The sequence below is a fragment of the Salmonella sp. SA14318 genome (genome assembly GCF_029866905.1).
Classification (GTDB): Bacteria; Pseudomonadota; Gammaproteobacteria; order Enterobacterales; family Enterobacteriaceae; genus Salmonella; species Salmonella enterica.
In genome coordinates this window covers 3653428-3671187 of record NZ_CP123282.1, presented here as the reverse complement: position 1 = coordinate 3671187, position 17760 = coordinate 3653428, and the positions used below count along the sequence as shown (strand labels likewise).

The 17760-nt window shown below is 54.2% G+C and carries 13 protein-coding genes; 12 read left to right on the top strand and 1 reads right to left on the bottom strand.

Annotated elements, in window-relative coordinates:
* The first annotated feature begins 82 nt into the window (after positions 1–82).
* The 12 genes from mrcB (at position 83) to stfH (ending at position 16266) form a co-directional block, all read left to right on the top strand.
* Positions 83–2605 (top strand): bifunctional glycosyl transferase/transpeptidase, encoded by a 2523-nt coding sequence (gene mrcB, locus QEN32_RS17590; RefSeq protein WP_000918127.1) that lies wholly within the window; start codon positions 83–85, stop codon positions 2603–2605.
* Between the two features lie 292 nt (positions 2606–2897).
* Positions 2898–5087: a ferrichrome porin FhuA gene (fhuA, locus tag QEN32_RS17585; protein ID WP_000113219.1), complete on the top strand. Its 2190-nt coding sequence runs from the start codon at positions 2898–2900 to the stop codon at positions 5085–5087.
* A 48-nt stretch (positions 5088–5135) separates the two neighbouring features.
* Positions 5136–5933, top strand: a complete 798-nt coding sequence (gene fhuC, locus QEN32_RS17580; RefSeq protein ID WP_265321993.1) for a Fe3+-hydroxamate ABC transporter ATP-binding protein FhuC — start codon at positions 5136–5138, stop codon at positions 5931–5933.
* Positions 5933–6823 (top strand): Fe(3+)-hydroxamate ABC transporter substrate-binding protein FhuD, encoded by an 891-nt coding sequence (gene fhuD / locus QEN32_RS17575; protein ID WP_001205359.1) that lies wholly within the window; start codon positions 5933–5935, stop codon positions 6821–6823. The genes fhuC and fhuD overlap by 1 nt, the downstream gene beginning before the upstream one ends.
* A 14-nt stretch (positions 6824–6837) precedes the next feature.
* A complete protein-coding gene (gene fhuB, locus QEN32_RS17570) occupies positions 6838–8877 on the top strand; it encodes a Fe(3+)-hydroxamate ABC transporter permease FhuB (RefSeq protein ID WP_140236245.1) in 2040 nt (679 codons plus the stop codon).
* A gap of 939 nt (positions 8878–9816) precedes the next feature.
* On the top strand, positions 9817–10377 hold the full coding sequence (gene stfA, locus QEN32_RS17565; protein ID WP_001090554.1) for a fimbrial major subunit StfA: 561 nt from the start codon (positions 9817–9819) through the stop codon (positions 10375–10377).
* An 85-nt stretch (positions 10378–10462) separates the two neighbouring features.
* Complete coding sequence (locus QEN32_RS17560) at positions 10463–13120, top strand: fimbrial biogenesis outer membrane usher protein (protein WP_064012689.1); 2658 nt, start codon at positions 10463–10465, stop codon at positions 13118–13120.
* 17 nt (positions 13121–13137) lie between these two features.
* Positions 13138–13890 carry a fimbrial chaperone StfD gene (stfD, locus tag QEN32_RS17555; RefSeq protein WP_265321992.1) on the top strand — a complete coding sequence of 251 codons (753 nt, stop codon included), beginning with the start codon at positions 13138–13140 and terminating at the stop codon, positions 13888–13890.
* 18 nt (positions 13891–13908) lie between these two features.
* Positions 13909–14421 (top strand): fimbrial protein, encoded by a 513-nt coding sequence (locus tag QEN32_RS17550; RefSeq protein WP_001250313.1) that lies wholly within the window; start codon positions 13909–13911, stop codon positions 14419–14421.
* Positions 14418–14894, top strand: a complete 477-nt coding sequence (gene stfF / locus QEN32_RS17545) for a fimbrial minor subunit StfF (RefSeq protein ID WP_265321991.1) — start codon at positions 14418–14420, stop codon at positions 14892–14894. The genes QEN32_RS17550 and stfF overlap by 4 nt, the downstream gene beginning before the upstream one ends.
* Positions 14894–15424 carry a fimbrial protein gene (locus tag QEN32_RS17540; RefSeq protein ID WP_001584756.1) on the top strand — a complete coding sequence of 177 codons (531 nt, stop codon included), beginning with the start codon at positions 14894–14896 and terminating at the stop codon, positions 15422–15424. Before stfF ends, QEN32_RS17540 begins: the two co-directional genes overlap by 1 nt.
* The gene (gene stfH, locus QEN32_RS17535; RefSeq protein ID WP_265322076.1) at positions 15424–16266 is read left to right on the top strand and encodes a fimbrial adhesin StfH; all 843 of its coding nucleotides are present in this window, start codon (positions 15424–15426) and stop codon (positions 16264–16266) included. The genes QEN32_RS17540 and stfH overlap by 1 nt, the downstream gene beginning before the upstream one ends.
* A gap of 97 nt (positions 16267–16363) precedes the next feature.
* Here stfH and hemL read toward each other — a convergent pair whose 3' ends face one another.
* Complete coding sequence (gene hemL, locus QEN32_RS17530; RefSeq protein WP_000045250.1) at positions 16364–17644, bottom strand: glutamate-1-semialdehyde 2,1-aminomutase; 1281 nt, start codon at positions 17642–17644, stop codon at positions 16364–16366.
* Positions 17645–17760: the final 116 nt, after the last annotated feature.

Genomic DNA, 17760 nt, shown 5'->3' with positions numbered 1-17760 from the left:
AAATTGAGAGATTTCTTCTTCTGTCGTCTGGCGGAAGAATACAGAATCGGGCCTTTGCGCCTGTATGTTGCGGAGAAAAAGCATGGCGGGGAATGACCGCGAGCCGATTGGACGTAAGGGGAAACCGTCACGTCCTGTGAAACAAAAGGTGAGCCGTCGTCGGCAGCATGACGACGATTATGATGATGACTATGAGGATGAAGAACCGATGCCGCGTAAAGGTAAGGGCAAAGGGCGTAAGCCTCGTGGCAAGCGCGGCTGGCTGTGGCTATTGCTAAAACTGTTTATCGTTTTTGTGGTGCTGTTCGCCATTTACGGCGTCTATCTGGATCAAAAAATCCGCAGCCGTATTGATGGCAAGGTCTGGCAGCTTCCGGCGGCGGTATATGGTCGGATGGTGAACCTTGAGCCAGACATGCCTGTCAGCAAAAACGAGATGGTGAAATTGCTGGAAGCGACGCAGTATCGTCTGGTGACGAAGATGACCCGTCCCGGCGAATTTACCGTGCAGGCCAATAGCATTGAGATGATCCGTCGTCCGTTTGACTTCCCGGACAGCAAAGAAGGGCAGGTGCGCGCGCGGCTGACGTTCAGTGACGGGCGTCTGGAAACCATCGTCAATCTGGATAACAACCGCCAGTTTGGCTTCTTCCGTCTCGATCCGCGGCTTATCACCATGCTTTCTTCGCCAAATGGCGAGCAGCGTTTATTCGTCCCGCGCAGCGGTTTCCCGGATCTGCTGGTCGATACGCTGTTGGCGACGGAAGACCGTCATTTCTATGAGCATGATGGCATTAGTCTTTACTCTATCGGGCGTGCGGTACTGGCCAACCTGACGGCGGGACGTACGGTGCAGGGGGCCAGTACGCTAACCCAGCAGCTGGTGAAGAACCTGTTCCTCTCCAGCGAAAGATCATACTGGCGTAAAGCGAATGAAGCCTACATGGCGCTGATCATGGATGCCCGTTACAGTAAAGATCGTATTCTTGAGCTGTACATGAACGAGGTCTACCTCGGTCAAAGCGGGGATAATGAAATTCGCGGTTTTCCGCTGGCGAGCCTGTATTACTTTGGCCGTCCGGTAGAGGAACTGAGCCTCGATCAGCAGGCGTTACTGGTTGGGATGGTAAAAGGGGCGTCGATTTATAACCCGTGGCGCAACCCGAAACTGGCGCTGGAGCGTCGTAACCTGGTGTTACGCCTGTTACAGCAGCAGAAAATCATCGATCAGGAACTCTATGACATGCTGAGCGCGCGTCCGCTTGGCGTACAGCCGCGCGGCGGCGTTATTTCACCGCAGCCAGCGTTTATGCAGATGGTTCGTCAGGAACTGCAGGCGAAGCTGGGGGATAAAATTAAAGATCTCTCCGGCGTGAAGATCTTCACCACCTTTGACTCCGTGGCGCAGGATGCCGCAGAAAAAGCCGTTGTCGAAGGCATTCCGGCGTTGAAGAAGCAGCGTAAATTGAGCGATCTGGAAACCGCGATGGTGGTAGTGGATCGCTTTAGCGGCGAGGTGCGCGCGATGGTTGGCGGGGCGGAGCCGCAGTATGCCGGCTATAACCGTGCCATGCAGGCGCGCCGTTCCATCGGGTCGCTGGCGAAACCGGCGACCTATCTGACCGCGTTAAGTCAGCCGAACTTATACCGTCTGAACACCTGGATTGCCGATGCGCCGATTTCTCTGCGCCAGCCGAATGGTCAGGTCTGGTCGCCGCAGAACGACGATCGTCGCTACAGCGAAAGCGGGAAAGTGATGCTGGTGGATGCGTTAACTCGCTCAATGAACGTACCGACGGTCAATCTGGGGATGGCGTTAGGTTTACCGGCGGTAACCGATACCTGGACGAAGCTCGGCGTGCCGAAAGATCAGCTCAATCCGGTTCCGGCGATGCTGTTAGGGGCGCTGAACCTGACGCCGATCGAAGTGGCGCAAGCGTTCCAGACTATCGCCAGCGGCGGAAATCGCGCGCCGTTATCAGCGCTGCGTTCGGTTATTGCGGAAGATGGTAAGGTGCTGTACCAAAGTTATCCGCAAGCTGAACGCGCCGTACCGGCACAGGCGGCTTACCTGACGCTCTGGACAATGCAGCAGGTCGTCCAGCGTGGTACGGGGCGTCAGCTTGGCGCGAAATATCCGGGTCTGCATCTGGCGGGTAAAACCGGGACGACAAACAACAATGTCGATACCTGGTTTGCCGGTATCGACGGCAGCCAGGTGACTATCACCTGGGTAGGCCGTGATAACAACCAGCCGACGAAATTGTACGGCGCCAGCGGCGCGATGGCGATTTACCAGCGCTATCTGGCGAACCAGACGCCGACGCCTTTAGTTCTGACGCCGCCGGAAGATGTGGTGGATATGGGCGTTGATTACGACGGTAATTTTGTCTGTAGCGGCGGTATGCGCACTCTGCCGGTCTGGACGGACGATCCAAATACGCTGTGCCAGCAGGGCGAGATGATGCAGCAGCAACAGCAGCCGTCAGGCAATCCGTTCGATCAGTCGTCTCAGCCGCAGCAGCCTGCGCAGCAACAGCCGCCGAAAGAAGAGAAGAGCGACGGCGTTGCCGGCTGGATTAAGGAGATGTTCGGCGGCAATTAATCACGGTAATAGTGCCGGGTGGCGCTGTGCTTACCCGGTCTACACCGTTACGACCCCATTATGTGCGACGTAGGCCGAATAAGACGCTTACGTCGCCATCCGGCAAATCCCCTATAAATAACATTTCAGTCTAATTTATTAACCCTTCCTTTTCATCTGGTTATTTCTTAACCCCTTAGTTTTCGTAGGGCCGCGTATCGCTTGCCATTGCGACGATATTTCGCCTATCATGCTGCGGTTATAATAATAATTATCGTTTACGTTATCATTCACTTTCATCAGAGATATACCAATGGCGCGTCTTAAAACTGCTCAGCCAAACTCTTCACTGCGTAAAATCGCAGTTGTAGTAGCCACAGCGGTTAGCGGCATGTCTGTCTATGCACAGGCGGCGGTTCAACCGAAAGAAGAAACCATTACCGTAACCGCAGCGCCTGCCGCGCAGGAAAGTGCCTGGGGACCGGCTCCGACCATCGCCGCGAAGCGTTCCGCCACCACCACCAAAACTGATACACCTATCGAAAAAACGCCACAGTCGGTTTCGGTGGTCACTAACGAAGAGATGCAGATGCATCAATTCCAGTCAGTAAAAGAAGCGTTGGGTTACACGCCGGGCGTAACGGTAAGCAGCCGCGGCGCTTCCAATACCTATGACTTCGTGATTATCCGTGGCTTCTCTTCCGTCGGCCTGAGCCAGAACAACTATCTGGATGGCCTGAAATTGCAGGGGAACTTCTACAACGATGCGGTTATTGATCCCTACATGCTTGAGCGTGTTGAGTTGATGCGTGGCCCAACGTCCGTCCTCTACGGTAAGAGTAACCCGGGCGGTATCATTTCGATGGTTAGCAAGCGGCCGACTACTGAGCCGCTGAAAGAAATTCAATTCAAAATGGGGACGGACAATTTATTCCAGACCGGTTTTGATTTTAGTGATTCCCTGGATGACAACGGTGAGTTCTCATATCGTCTGACGGGGCTGGCGCGTTCGACAAATGAGCAGCAAAAGAGCTCTGAGTCGCAGCGCTATGCGATTGCGCCCTCTTTTACCTGGCGTCCTGATGAGAAAACGAATTTTACGTTCCTTTCTTATTTCCAGAACGAACCAGAGACCGGCTACTACGGCTGGCTGCCGAAAGAGGGAACGGTTGAACCGTTACCGAATGGTAAACGCTTGCCAACAGATTTCAATGAAGGGGCGTCAAACAACACCTATTCTCGTAACGAGAAAATGGTGGGATACAGTTTCGAGCATGGCTTCAACGACACTTTTACCGTGCGCCAGAATTTACGTTTTGTCGAAATGAAAACCGCGCAAAAAAGCGTCTATGGCACGGGGATTGCGGCGGACGGCCATACGCTTAACCGCGGTACTATCGTTGACAACGAGCGTTTACAGAATTTCAGCGTAGATACACAACTGGAAAGTAAATTCGCGACCGGCGATATTGATCATACGTTGCTGACGGGTGTCGATTTCATGCGTATGCGTAATGATATTAACGCGACGTTTGGTAGCGCGCCGTCAATCGATCTCTATAACAATTACCATCCTGAATACTTTGCTTTCGGCGGCGCTGAGCCGTACCAGATGAACGAAAGTAAACAAACAGGCCTTTATGTTCAGGATCAGGCGGAATGGAATAAGTGGGTATTTACTCTCGGCGGCCGCTATGACTGGTCTAAACAAGCGACAACGGTGCGGCAGAATTCCACTACGCCGACAGAAGGATATATTGAACGTAATGACCACCAGTTCACCTGGCGCGGTGGCGTAAACTACGTATTCGATAATGGAATTTCACCTTACTTCAGCTATAGCCAATCTTTCGAGCCAAGCGCCTTCGATTTGTGGAGCACCCCACGCGTTTCTTACAAGCCGTCAAAAGGCGAGCAATATGAAGCAGGGGTGAAATATGTACCGAAAGACATGCCGGTTGTTGTTACGGGGGCCGTTTATCAGCTGACCAAAACCAATAACCTGACCGCCGATCCAACCAACCCATTAGCGCAGGTGCCGGCAGGCGAAATTCGTGCGCGAGGTGTAGAGCTGGAAGCCAAAGCAGCATTGACGGCTAACATCAATATGACGGCGTCTTACACTTATACTGATGCTGAGTACACGAAAGACACTAACCTGAAAGGGAATACGCCAGAGCAGGTGCCTGAACACATGGCGTCGTTGTGGGGCGATTACACCTTCAACGATGGCCCGTTGTCAGGTTTAACGCTGGGAACAGGCGGACGTTTTATTGGTTCCAGTTACGGCGATCCGGCCAATAGCTTCAAGGTAGGCAGCGCAGCGGTGATGGATGCGGTCGTCAAGTACGATCTGGCGCGTTTTGGTATGGCGGGCTCCAGCATTGCGGTTAACGTTAATAATCTGCTCGACCGCGAATACGTCGCCAGCTGCTTCCAGACCTATGGCTGTTTCTGGGGCGCAGAACGTCAGGTCGTTGCAACGGCAACCTTCCGTTTCTAATTTCTTTTTGGGCACGGCTTGCCGTGCCCGTTTTACAAGTTGGCTGCGATGCAGGAAAACCACATTCATTCCGATACCACCTTTGCGCTGCGAAGCGTCGCCTTTCGTGTGCCGGGCCGCACGCTTTTACACCCTCTCTCGTTAACGTTTCCCGCAGGTCGCGTCACCGGACTTATTGGTCATAATGGTTCCGGTAAATCCACGCTGTTAAAAATGCTGGGCCGCCATCAGCCGCCTTGCGAAGGGGATATTCTGCTCGACAATCAGCCGCTGGCGAGCTGGAGCAGCAAGGCGTTTGCCCGCAAAGTTGCCTATCTGCCTCAACAATTGCCGCAGGCGGAAGGAATGACGGTGCGCGAACTGGTGGCGATTGGCCGCTATCCGTGGCACGGCGCGTTGGGACGCTTTGGCGTCGCGGACCGGGAAAAAGTAGACGAGGCGATTACGCTGGTCGGCTTAAAACCGCTGGCGCATCGTCTGGTAGACAGCCTTTCCGGCGGCGAGCGCCAGCGCGCGTGGATTGCCATGCTGGTCGCGCAGGACAGCCGTTGTCTGCTGTTGGATGAGCCGACGTCAGCGCTGGATATCGCCCATCAGGTGGACGTGCTGGCGCTGGTGCATCGCTTAAGCCAGCAGCGCGGGCTGACGGTGGTTGCGGTGCTGCACGATATCAATATGGCGGCCCGCTACTGTGATTATTTAGTCGCGCTACGCGGCGGTGAAATGATTGCGCAAGGAACGCCTGCGGAACTGATGCGCAGTGACACGCTGGAACAGATTTACGGCATCCCGATGGGTATCCTTCCGCATCCGGCGGGCGCGGCACCTGTGAGTTTTGTGTATTAATGCGTGATTTATATCCTCTGACTCGCCGCCGTTTATTAACGGCGATGGCGCTCTCGCCGCTGCTGTGGCAAATGAATACGGCGCAGGCTGCCGCTATCGATCCCCGCCGGATTGTGGCGCTGGAGTGGCTGCCGGTTGAGCTGCTGCTGGCGCTCGGTATTACGCCGTATGGCGTGGCGGATGTGCCAAATTATAAGCTGTGGGTTAGCGAACCGCCGTTGCCGGATTCGGTGATTGATGTGGGTCTTCGCACTGAACCCAATCTCGAACTACTGACGGAGATGAAGCCGTCGTTTATGGTCTGGTCGGCAGGGTACGGACCCTCGCCGGAGAAACTGGCGCGGATCGCGCCGGGGCGCGGGTTCGATTTTAGCGACGGCAAAAAGCCGCTGGCGGTAGCCCGACGCTCGCTGGTTGAACTGGCGCAGACGCTGAATCTGGAAGCTGCGGCAGAAAAACATCTGGCGCAATACGATCGCTTCATCGCCAGCCAGAAGCCGCATTTTATCCGCCGCGGGGGGCGTCCGTTACTGATGACGACGCTTATCGATCCGCGGCATATGCTGGTGCTAGGCCCGAATTGCCTGTTCCAGGAGGTGCTGGACGAGTATGGCATTGTCAATGCCTGGCAGGGTGAAACCAACTTTTGGGGCAGTACGGCGGTTAGCATCGATCGGCTGGCGATGTATAAAGAAGCGGATGTGATCTGCTTCGATCACGGGAATAGCACCGATATGAACGCGCTGATGGCAACGCCGCTGTGGCAGGCCATGCCGTTTGTCCGCGCCGGGCGTTTTCATCGGGTGCCCGCCGTTTGGTTCTATGGCGCGACCCTCTCCACGATGCACTTTGTCCGCATCCTGAATAACGTGTTGGGAGGCAAAGCGTGAGCAGAAAACGTGAAATGCCGGATGGCGGCGCGAAAAGCGTCTTATCCGACCTACGGTTCGGGCGCTTTGTAGGCCGGATAAGGCGAAGCCGCCATCCGGCGTTGCTGTTATTGGCGCTGTTTGTTGCCGCCTGCTGGCTGACATGGGTTAACTTCTCCGTTGCGCTACCGCGCAGCCAGTGGCAACAGGCTATCTGGTCACCGGATATCGACATCATTGAGCAGATGATTTTTCATTACAGCCTGCTGCCAAGACTGGCGATTTCGCTACTGGTGGGCGCGGGACTTGGGCTGGTAGGCGTCCTGTTCCAGCAAGTATTGCGTAACCCGCTGGCGGAACCGACCACGCTGGGCGTGGCGACCGGCGCGCAATTGGGGATCACGGTGACTACGCTATGGGCGATTCCCGGCGCGCTGACCACGCAGTTTGCCGCCCTGACGGGAGCCTGTATCGTCGGCGCGCTGGTGTTCGGCGTGGCGTGGGGCAAACGCCTGTCGCCGGTAACCCTGATCCTCGCCGGGTTGGTGGTTAGCCTCTATTGTGGCGCAATCAACCAGTTACTGGTGATTTTCCATCACGATCAGTTGCAAAGCATGTTTTTATGGAGCACCGGAACGCTAACGCAAACCGACTGGAGCGGCGTGCAGCGTCTGTGGCCGCAGTTGCTGGGCGGTGTGATGCTCACGTTATTGTTGTTACGTCCGATGACGCTGATGGGGCTGGATGACGGCGTTGCGCGTAATCTGGGTCTGGCGCTGTCGTTAGCGCGTCTGGCGGCGCTGTCGCTGGCGATTGTGTTGAGCGCGCTGCTGGTCAACGCGGTGGGCATTATCGGTTTTATCGGCCTGTTTGCGCCGCTGCTGGCGAAAATGCTTGGCGCAAGACGTCTGCTGGCGCGCCTGATGCTGGCGCCGCTCATTGGGGCGCTTATTTTATGGCTATCCGATCAGATTATCCTTTGGCTCACCCGCGTATGGATGGAGGTCTCCACCGGGTCAGTGACGGCGTTAATCGGCGCGCCGCTGCTCCTGTGGCTGCTGCCGCGGCTTAAAAGCATGAGCGCGCCGGATATGAACGCCAGCGATCGTGTGGCGGCGGAGCGTCGGCATGTCCTCGCTTTTGCCGTTGCCGGTGGCGCGCTCTTGCTGCTGGCAACATGGGGCGCGCTCTCTTTTGGTCGCGATGCGCACGGCTGGGCGTGGGCGAGCGGAACGCTGCTTGAGGAACTGATGCCGTGGCGCTGGCCGCGGATACTGGCGGCGTTAATGGCGGGTGTCATGCTGGCGGTGGCGGGCTGCATTATTCAGCGTCTGACCGGTAATCCAATGGCCAGCCCGGAAGTGCTGGGGATCAGTTCCGGAGCCGCGTTTGGCGTGGTGTTGATGCTGTTTTTGGTGCCGGGGAATGCTTTCGGTTGGCTACTGCCTGCCGGAAGCCTGGGCGCGGCGGCGACACTGCTGATTATTATGATAGCCGCCGGGCGCGGCGGTTTCTCACCGCAACGGATGTTGCTGGCGGGGATGGCGCTCAGCACCGCGTTTACCATGCTGCTAATGATGCTCCAGGCGAGCGGCGACCCGCGGATGGCGGAAGTGTTGACCTGGATCGCAGGATCTACCTATAACGCCACTGGCGGGCAGGTTACGCGAACCGCGATCGTGATGGTGATTTTGCTGGCCATTGTGCCGTTGTGTCGCCGCTGGTTAACGATTTTGCCTCTGGGCGGCGATGCCGCGCGCGCGGTGGGTATGGCGCTTACGCCGTCGCGTATCGCGCTGCTGGCGTTGGCGGCTTGTTTGACGGCAACCGCGACGATGACCATTGGGCCGCTGAGTTTCGTTGGACTGATGGCGCCGCATATTGCGCGGATGCTCGGTTTTCGCCGGACGATGCCGCATATGGTCATCTCGGCGCTGGCAGGGGGCGTTTTACTGGTCTTTGCCGACTGGTGCGGCAGGATGGCGCTATTTCCGTATCAGATCCCGGCGGGACTGCTTTCAAGCTTTATTGGCGCGCCGTACTTTATCTATTTGCTACGTAAACAGAGCCGGTAAAAAAGCTGTGCCACATTTATGTCGGGTGGCGGCCATGCTCAACCCGACCTACAAATTACACAATATCAATATGTTGTGGCAATATTTTGTAGACCTAAAAATAGCTGAACGCTATCAGCGTGCGAAAGCTGTCCTGTCACGTTTTATCGAGGGAACTCTGCTTTTATGTTCAGCAAGAAGCAGGGGTTATTTCTGTATCGATAAGTCATGTGCTATTTCAGTGGCGCGCCGCTGTCTCCTGAACAGGGTGACTAATTTCAACATATTCAGGCCCGAAACGTTGATGATAAATTGCGGCATGATCTATCCAATAATAAGAATTACCGGTTTCGGTATTAAGCCTTTTTAAATATTAAGATGTGGATGCCGCATCTTTAATGCATCTCGTAAATCAATTTTAATATAATAATAAGTTTTCATTATAAAACTTCGATAATAAAATATTGTTTTTTTATCGAAGTAATAAAAAACAACTCTATTAAAATAAATTAATTGCCACGAGTAAACAAAAAAAATGTAACTTAGCATTTTTTGATTTTTTTAATGGAATTTATACCAAAAATAAATCTTATGCGTCATTGCTATACATTCAGTACTGTAATTCTGATCTTTTTTTATTCATTTTGACATGTTTATTGTTTTTTTGGCTCTCCCGTCTTGCTTGCTTTGTTTGTTTTTTGAACGGTAAAAAATATTTATTATTTAATGCTGATGATCCTTTAAATAAAAAACGCTTGTCTTTGGGTTTTTAATGGAAAATACTTTGCCGCGCCTAAGGGATGTTATTTATTAACGTGTTGTTTGCTTCTTTTGAATGTTGCATCGGGAATTTCATAACTCGTCATATAATATATATCTACCCATATAAACATGGGGTGTTGAGTATAGCTCCGTGTGAATAGCGTAAAAATACTCACCAACTTTTAATAAGGATGAAAAATGAATACAGCAGTAAAAGCTGCGGTTGCTGCCGCACTGGTTATGGGTGTTTCCAGCTTTGCCAATGCTGCGGGCAGTAATACTGGTACGGTTACTTTTACCGGTACTATTGAAGATTCACCGTGTTCAATCGTGGTTGGCGACGAACACCAGACCGTTAACCTGGGCCATATCGGTACCGGTTCTCTGATGGGCGGTAAAGAATCTTCAAAAGTCGATTTCCATATCGGTCTGGAAAACTGCGCATTCACCACTGAGAAAGAAGCGTCTACCGTTTTCTCTGCCATCGGTAACGAATCCAGCGCTAATCCGGGCAGCGTTGCGCTGATGCGTATCGGCGGCGGCGAAATGGCGGGTTCCAGCATTGTCATCGGCAACCACCTGGGTTCCGCGATCAAATTGGGCGACGCTTACAGCGAAAACCTGACGATGAACGGCAGCGTTGCGGCGGCGAAACAGACTCTTAACTTCAAAGCCTGGGTGAAAGGCGATTCCGCTGCCACCACTATCGATACCGGCGAATTCAGCAGCACCGTAAACTTCACGATCAGCTATCTGTAAGTGAAATATCATCCTGCGGCAGTCTGCCGCAGGATAATGCTCAAAGTAAAAAAATAGATTATATATTTCAGGGATAGATTGTCTGATGGCTCACTATAAAAAATTTCGTCTGAGCACGCTTGCGGCCGTGGTGGGTATTGTTCTGGCTGTCGGTCCGGAAAATAGCTACGCGGAAGCGCCCATTCAATTTAATACCCGATTTCTTGATGTTAAAGATGATGCCAGCCTGGATCTCTCCCGTTTTTCCCGTAAAGGCTACATTATGCCGGGGAGCTATCATCTTCAGGTGCTGGTCAATCAGAGTCAAATTGCTCAGGATAATATTATTACGTACTCCGTTGATAATAACGATCCTGATAATACATATCCCTGTTTATCGCCTGAACTGGTATCGCTGCTGGGGTTAAAACCTGAAATAGCAGATAAAATGATCTGGATAAATGCCGGTCAGTGTCTGCAACCAGATCAACTGGAAGGGATGGAAACCCAAACGGATTTAAGCCAGTCAACGCTGACGGTGATTATTCCGCAGGCCTATCTGGAATACAGCGATGAAGAGTGGGATCCACCTTCCCGCTGGGATGAAGGGATTCCCGGCGTGTTATTTGACTACAACGTTAACAGCCAGTGGCGACATGCTGAACATGATGACGGCGATGAATATGACATCAGCGGCAACGGCACGGTGGGTGCCAACCTCGGCGCGTGGCGTTTGCGCGCGGACTGGCAGGCTAACTATCGTCACGAAAATGACAGCGAAGATAAAGACAACTTTGGCTCCAGTTCCGAACAGAACTGGGACTGGAACCGCTATTACGCCTGGCGGGCGATCCCGCAGCTCCGGGCACAGCTAACGCTGGGCGAAGGATCGCTGGAATCCGATATTTTCGACGGCTTTAACTATGTTGGCGGCAGCCTTATTACCGACGATCAGATGTTACCGCCTAATCTGCGTGGCTACGCCCCGGATATATCAGGCGTGGCGCGCACCAACGCCAAAGTCACCGTGACCCAGCGCGGGCGGGTGATTTATGAGTCGCAGGTCCCGGCAGGGCCGTTTCGCATTCAGGATATTAATGAAACGGTATCCGGCGATCTACACGTCAAAATTGAAGAACAAAGCGGTCAGGTGCAGGAATATGACGTCAGCACCGCCTCCATTCCGTTTCTGACCCGTCCCGGCCAGGTGCGCTACAAGTTGGCAGCCGGGCGACCGCAGGACTGGGATCACAATATGGAAGGCGGCTTTTTCACCTCAGCCGAAGCCTCCTGGGGGATCGCTAACGGCTGGTCGCTGTACGGCGGCGCCATCGGCGAGCAGGATTATCAGGCGCTGGCGTTAGGACTGGGGCGCGATCTGGCGCTGCTGGGCGCGTTTTCCGTCGATGTCACCCATTCCCGTGCGACGCTGCCTGAGGGTAGCGCCTACGGCGACGGCACCATTCAGGGTAACTCGTTCCGTGCCAGCTACGCTAAAGATTTTGATGATATAGACAGCCGTCTGACGTTTGCTGGTTATCGCTTTTCCGAAGAAAACTACATGACGATGGACGAGTTTATCGATACGCATAATGACGATAACGATCGTCAGCGCACCGGCCACGATAAAGAGATGTATACCCTGACGTACAGCCAGAACTTTTCGGCAATAAACGTCAACGCCTATATCAACTACACCCATCGCACCTACTGGAATCAACCCAACCAGGACAGCTATAACCTGACGCTGTCGCACTATTTCGATGTCGGCGAGGTGCGCGGGATCAGTCTGTCGGTGAACGGTTTTCGCAACGAATATGACAATGAACGTGATGACGGCGTGTACGTCTCGCTCAGTATTCCGTGGGGCAACAACCGCACGCTGAGCTACAACGGCTCCTTTAGCGATGACAACAACAGCAATCAGGTCGGCTATTACGAGCGCATTGACGATCGCAATAACTACCAGATCAACGCTGGCCGCGCGGATAACGGCGCGACTCTCGACGGCTATTACCGTCATCAAGCGAGCTATGCCGACATTGACGTCAGTGCGAACTATCAGGAAGGCGACTATACCTCCGGCGGGCTGAACATCCAGGGCGGCGCGACGCTGACTGCTAAAGGCGGGGCGCTGCACCGTACCAGCGTCAACGGCGGCTCGCGGCTGATGGTGGATGTCGGCGATGAAGCGAACGTACCCATCTCCGGCTACAGCACGCCGGTATATACCAACGCGTTTGGTAAAGCCGTCATTGTTGACGTCAACGACTACTACCGCAACCAGGTGAAAATCGACATTACCCAGTTGCCGGAAGACACGGAAGCAACCCTCTCCATCGCTCAGGCGACCCTGACGGAAGGGGCGATCGGTTATCGCCGCCTGGAGGTGCTCAGCGGTAAAAAAGCCATGGCCAGTATCCGCCTGCGCGATGGCGGCACGCCGCCCTTCGGCGCGGAGGTTTACAACAGTCGCCAGCAACAGTTAGGGATCGTAGGTGAAGACGGCAGCGTTTATCTGATCGGCATTAACCCCGGCGAGCGGTTGCAGGTGACATGGGAAGGTAAAACGCAGTGTGAAGCGGCGTTGCCCGACCCGCTGCCGGGCGATCTGTTTAGCGGCCTGCTGCTGCCGTGCATCGGCGACGCTTCATCACCTGAGGCAACGCAGCCCGCAGAGAAACCATTACTCCAGCTTCATACGCAGCGGCTGACGTCTTCAACGCAACCCGAAGCGCTCTCTTCTCGTTATCCAACACATTGATTCAGGAAATCGCATTCATGATGCCATTAAAACGTTATAACCTGGCCGCTGTTTTGCTGCTTTTGCTGGGCGGCTACGATAGCGCCCAGGCCGCCATCGCGCCCGATCGCACCCGCCTGGTGTTTCGCGGCGAAGATAAATCGATAAGCGTCGATCTGAAAAACGCCAACAGCAAACTGCCCTATCTGGCGCAGTCCTGGGTGGAAGATGAGAAGGGCGTCAAAATTACCTCACCTTTAATCGTCGTCCCACCGGTCCAGCGCATTGAGCCGTCGGCAATCGGACAGGTCAAAATTCAGGGGATGCTGGCGCTGGCGTCGCTCCCCCAGGATCGGGAAACCCTTTTTTATTACAACGTGCGCGAAATTCCGCCGCAAAGCGACAAGCCCAACACGCTGCAAATCGCCCTGCAAACGCGCATCAAAGTTTTTTACCGCCCGCAGGCGCTATCGAAAATCGATATGCAGCATCCCTGGCAATACAAGATCACCCTTCAGCGTCAGGGCAATGGCTATCAGGTGAGCAATCCGACCGGTTACTACGTGGTGTTAAGCAACGCCAGCAGCCGCATGGACGGCACACCGGCCAGAGGCTTTAGCCCTTTAGTGATTGCACCAAAAAGCAACGTGACGCTGGGAGGAGACGCCAGTGAATTAGGTCGCTCGCCTGTGCTGACTTACGTCAACGATTATGGCGCGCGGTTACCGCTGATTTTTAACTGTACTGACAACAGTTGTGCGGTAGATGAAGCAAAAAGCAGAAAGTCGTAACCGACAAGGAGACGCAAGATGAGGCAATGGCGGTTACGGCTGGGCACGGTAACGTGTGCGGCCATGCTGAGTGCGGTCAGTATGCCGCTGGCAGCAGGAAGTAAGACGGTCAACATGACGCTGACGATAGTCGTTAATGCCGCGCCGCCCTGTACTGTGACCGGCGGTGAGGTGGAATTTGGCAATGTGTTGACGACGAAAGTGGACGGGGTGAATTACCGGCAGGCGGTGGGCTATCGCCTGAGCTGTAACGGCAGGGTGAGCGATTACCTGAAGTTACAGATTCAGGGGAATGCGGTGACTATCAATGGCGAGTCGGTATTGCAAACCGATGTCGATGGATTGGGTATCCGTCTGCAAACCGCCACGGATGGCGCGCTGATTTCACCCGGCAATACGCAATGGTTGTCATTTCAATACAGCGGTGGCAGCGGTCCGGCCATTGAGGCAATTCCCGTCAAAAATAATGGCGTAACGTTAACAGGTGGCGCGTTTAACGCAGGCGCCACGTTGGTGGTGGATTACCAATGAAAAAAATGGCTTTGACAGTGTTAATAAGCAGCAGTTTTGCCGCGCAGTCGGCTGAGAACCTTAAGTTCCACGGAACATTAATTTCGCCGCCGAATTGTACGATTAACAATGATCAGACGATCGACGTTGAGTTCGGTAACTTGCTGATTAATAAAATAGATGGTACGCGTTATGCGCAGAATGTTCCGTATGAGATCACCTGTGATTCAACGGTGCGCGATGAGACGATGGCGATGACCCTGACGCTAAACGGTTCCGTGAGTGATTTTAATCCGGCGGCGGTAAACACCAGCGTGGCGGGACTGGGAATTGAACTCAGGCAGAACGACCAACCCTTTACGTTGGGGTCCACCATTACGGTGAATGAACAATCGATACCTGTTCTGAAAGCCATACCGGTTAAAAAGAGCGGTGCTTCGCTGAAAGAAGGCGGCTTCGATGCGACGGCAACATTACAGGTGGATTATCAGTAATGGCTAAAAGACAGGCGTTATTACACGGCGCGGCCTGCATCCTCTGTGGGGCGCTGATATTGCCGGTCTCAGCGGCAGATAACCTGCATTTTTCCGGTAGCCTGGTGGCCAGTCCTTGCACGCTCACGATGCAGGGGACGGGGATTGCCGAAGTCGATTTTTCGTCGCTTGACAGTTCTGATTTCACTCCCGACGGCCAGTCTGCTCGTAAGCCTTTGGTGTTTGAACTCACGGATTGCGATTCGGCGCTGAGTAACGGGGTGCAGGTGACTTTCACTGGAACCGAAGCGACCGGAATGCGCGGTATCCTGGCCCTCGATAGCCACTCAGGCGCTTCCGGGATCGGGATTGGTATTGAAACGCTATCCGGCGTTCCCGTGGGCATGAACGATGAAGAGGGTGCGATATTCACGCTGGTGACGGGGAATAACGCGCTAAGCCTGAATGCCTGGGTACAACGTCTTCCTGGCGAAGATCTGGTTCCGGGAACGTTCTTCGCAAGCGCCCTAGTTACATTTGAGTATTTATGATGAAAATAATACGGACTTTATTTTTGCTGCTGATTGCCGTTTATGGCAGTTCGGTAGTGGCCAAACCCATGCTGAAAGCGACGTTTTCAAGTACCACGCTCTATTACGGCATAGGTCCGAGTACCTTCGATCGCTCGATTCTGCTGAATGTGATGGTGGATACGCATGACGGAGTATACTATGGCACCTGGCAGCTAAGAGGGGGTTTTAAAAATCGTCCGGTACCCTTACAATCCTGGTCGGGGCCAGAGCCCGCGCCGACGGTTGTGTTACGCGATTTCGATAACAGCGTTGCGCGCTCCAGTTGCCAGAATATGCCAGCGAGTTGGCACGATTGTGGCTCTTTTACCGTGGATATTACGGTACAAAGCGATGACTATGGTTGCCCCTGGCTGGCAACGAGTCGTGTCACTGCTGCTGATGGTATCTCTGGCGAAACGTACTCCCCGCCGGATACGCGCAGCTCAGTTTGCCCGAAAGTTCCCGTTGATACTTTTGATATCTCCTGGGATGCGAACGTTTCGAAACAGAAAACAACCCTCATGCTTGATGCCACCGGTGGCACGGTGAATCGCACGTTACATACCTATTTGATGGAGGGGGGAAAACTTTGCGATGGCAGCAAATTTGACGACCGTGGCGCTTATTGCCGTTTTGTCTCATCGGGTATTACGCTCAATGTGCTGGGCTGCGACCAGTCGAGCGTCACGACCAGCGCCGTTGATCATCCGATAACCGATGTTGAGCTTCATGACATTAATGTAGCGGTGAACACCCGCAACATTGGCTCCGGGCAGTTCACGTCGACCTGTAGCTTCCAGTATATTATTGATGAGCTTTAGGGTGTCTGGTGCGGTTCAGGCTAACCTGCGATGAACCAATAAAAGCCGGGTGGCGGCTTCGCCTTACCCGGCCTATGTTGTTTCTGGACGTTCTCTTTTACAGCGTCGCAAACACCCGACGCGCGGCGTCAATAGTATTATTAATGTCGTCCATGCTGTGTGCGACCGACATAAAGCCCGCCTCAAACGCCGATGGCGCCAGATACACGCCTTCCTCCAGCATCAGGTGGAAGAAACGCTTAAAGCGTTCAACGTCGCACGCCATCACGTCCTGATAGCAGGTTACGCTCTCAGCGTCGGTGAAGAAAATCCCGAACATGCCGCCGACATGGTTAACCACCAGCGGAATATTCGCTTCTTCGGCAGCTTCCAGCAAACCTTCCGCCAGGCGGGTGGTGAGCTCATCCAGCGTTTCATGAATGCCGGGCTGGGCGACTTCATTCAGGCAGGCGAAACCGGCCGCCATCGCAATCGGGTTGCCGGAAAGGGTGCCCGCCTGGTAAACCGGGCCCGTCGGCGCCAGCGCATCCATTACATCGCGACGACCGCCAAACGCGCCTACCGGCATCCCGCCGCCGATGATTTTACCCAGACAGGTCAGGTCAGGCACGACGCCGTAGTAATCCTGGGCTCCGGCCAGCGCGACGCGAAAACCGGTCATCACTTCGTCGATAATCAGCAGCGCGCCGAACTCATCGCACAAGGCGCGCAGACCTGGCAGAAATTCCGGCAGCGGCGGGACGCAGTTCATATTGCCCGCCACGGGTTCGACAATGATACAGGCGATTTCCTGCGGATATTGTTCAAACGCCGCGCGTACTGACGCCAGATCGTTATAAGTGCAGGTCAGCGTATGTTTCGCGAAATCTGCTGGCACGCCCGGCGAGTTCGGCTGACCAAGCGTCAGCGCGCCAGAACCGGCTTTGACCAGCAGGCAGTCTGCGTGGCCGTGGTAGCAGCCTTCGAATTTGATAATCTTATCGCGGCCAGTAAAACCACGCGCCAGGCGAATAGCGCTCATGGTCGCTTCGGTGCCGGAGTTCACCATGCGCACCATGTCCATGGTCGGCACCAGGTTGGTGACCAGTTCCGCCATTTTCACTTCCATCTCGGTTGGCGCGCCGAAGCTTAAACCGCGCTCCGCAGCTTCGATCACCGCATTGCGGATAGCCGGATGGTTATGCCCCAGTACCATTGGCCCCCAGGAACCGACATAGTCGATATACGCTTTGCCATCGACATCATAAAGATACGCGCCGTCCGCTTTTTCGATAAACAGCGGGGTGCCGCCCACGCCAGTGAAGGCGCGAACAGGGGAGTTCACGCCGCCGGGGATCAGCTCGCGGGCCGCGCTATAGAGATTTTCAGACTTACTCATGGAAAGATTCCTGGTTCGTAGAAAAAGTGAATACCCGCTATTCTAAGTTATTCAGAGAAGGTTATGAAAGTTTTACGCATTTGAAACAATACGATTTGCAGGGGATTTTCGCGGCG

What these genes read in the sequence shown, in the direction of transcription:
- QEN32_RS17550 (WP_001250313.1), top strand. Translation starts at nt 13,909, where the DNA reads ATGAGGCAATGGCGGTTACGGCTGGGCACGGTAACGTGTGCGGCCATG.
- stfH (WP_265322076.1), top strand. Translation starts at nt 15,424, where the DNA reads ATGAAAATAATACGGACTTTATTTTTGCTGCTGATTGCCGTTTATGGC.
- fhuC (WP_265321993.1), top strand. Translation starts at nt 5,136, where the DNA reads ATGCAGGAAAACCACATTCATTCCGATACCACCTTTGCGCTGCGAAGC.
- stfA (WP_001090554.1), top strand. Translation starts at nt 9,817, where the DNA reads ATGAATACAGCAGTAAAAGCTGCGGTTGCTGCCGCACTGGTTATGGGT.
- fhuD (WP_001205359.1), top strand. Translation starts at nt 5,933, where the DNA reads ATGCGTGATTTATATCCTCTGACTCGCCGCCGTTTATTAACGGCGATG.
- QEN32_RS17560 (WP_064012689.1), top strand. Translation starts at nt 10,463, where the DNA reads ATGGCTCACTATAAAAAATTTCGTCTGAGCACGCTTGCGGCCGTGGTG.
- fhuB (WP_140236245.1), top strand. Translation starts at nt 6,838, where the DNA reads ATGCCGGATGGCGGCGCGAAAAGCGTCTTATCCGACCTACGGTTCGGG.
- stfD (WP_265321992.1), top strand. Translation starts at nt 13,138, where the DNA reads ATGATGCCATTAAAACGTTATAACCTGGCCGCTGTTTTGCTGCTTTTG.
- mrcB (WP_000918127.1), top strand. Translation starts at nt 83, where the DNA reads ATGGCGGGGAATGACCGCGAGCCGATTGGACGTAAGGGGAAACCGTCA.
- stfF (WP_265321991.1), top strand. Translation starts at nt 14,418, where the DNA reads ATGAAAAAAATGGCTTTGACAGTGTTAATAAGCAGCAGTTTTGCCGCG.
- hemL (WP_000045250.1), bottom strand. Translation starts at nt 17,644, where the DNA reads ATGAGTAAGTCTGAAAATCTCTATAGCGCGGCCCGCGAGCTGATCCCC.
- QEN32_RS17540 (WP_001584756.1), top strand. Translation starts at nt 14,894, where the DNA reads ATGGCTAAAAGACAGGCGTTATTACACGGCGCGGCCTGCATCCTCTGT.
- fhuA (WP_000113219.1), top strand. Translation starts at nt 2,898, where the DNA reads ATGGCGCGTCTTAAAACTGCTCAGCCAAACTCTTCACTGCGTAAAATC.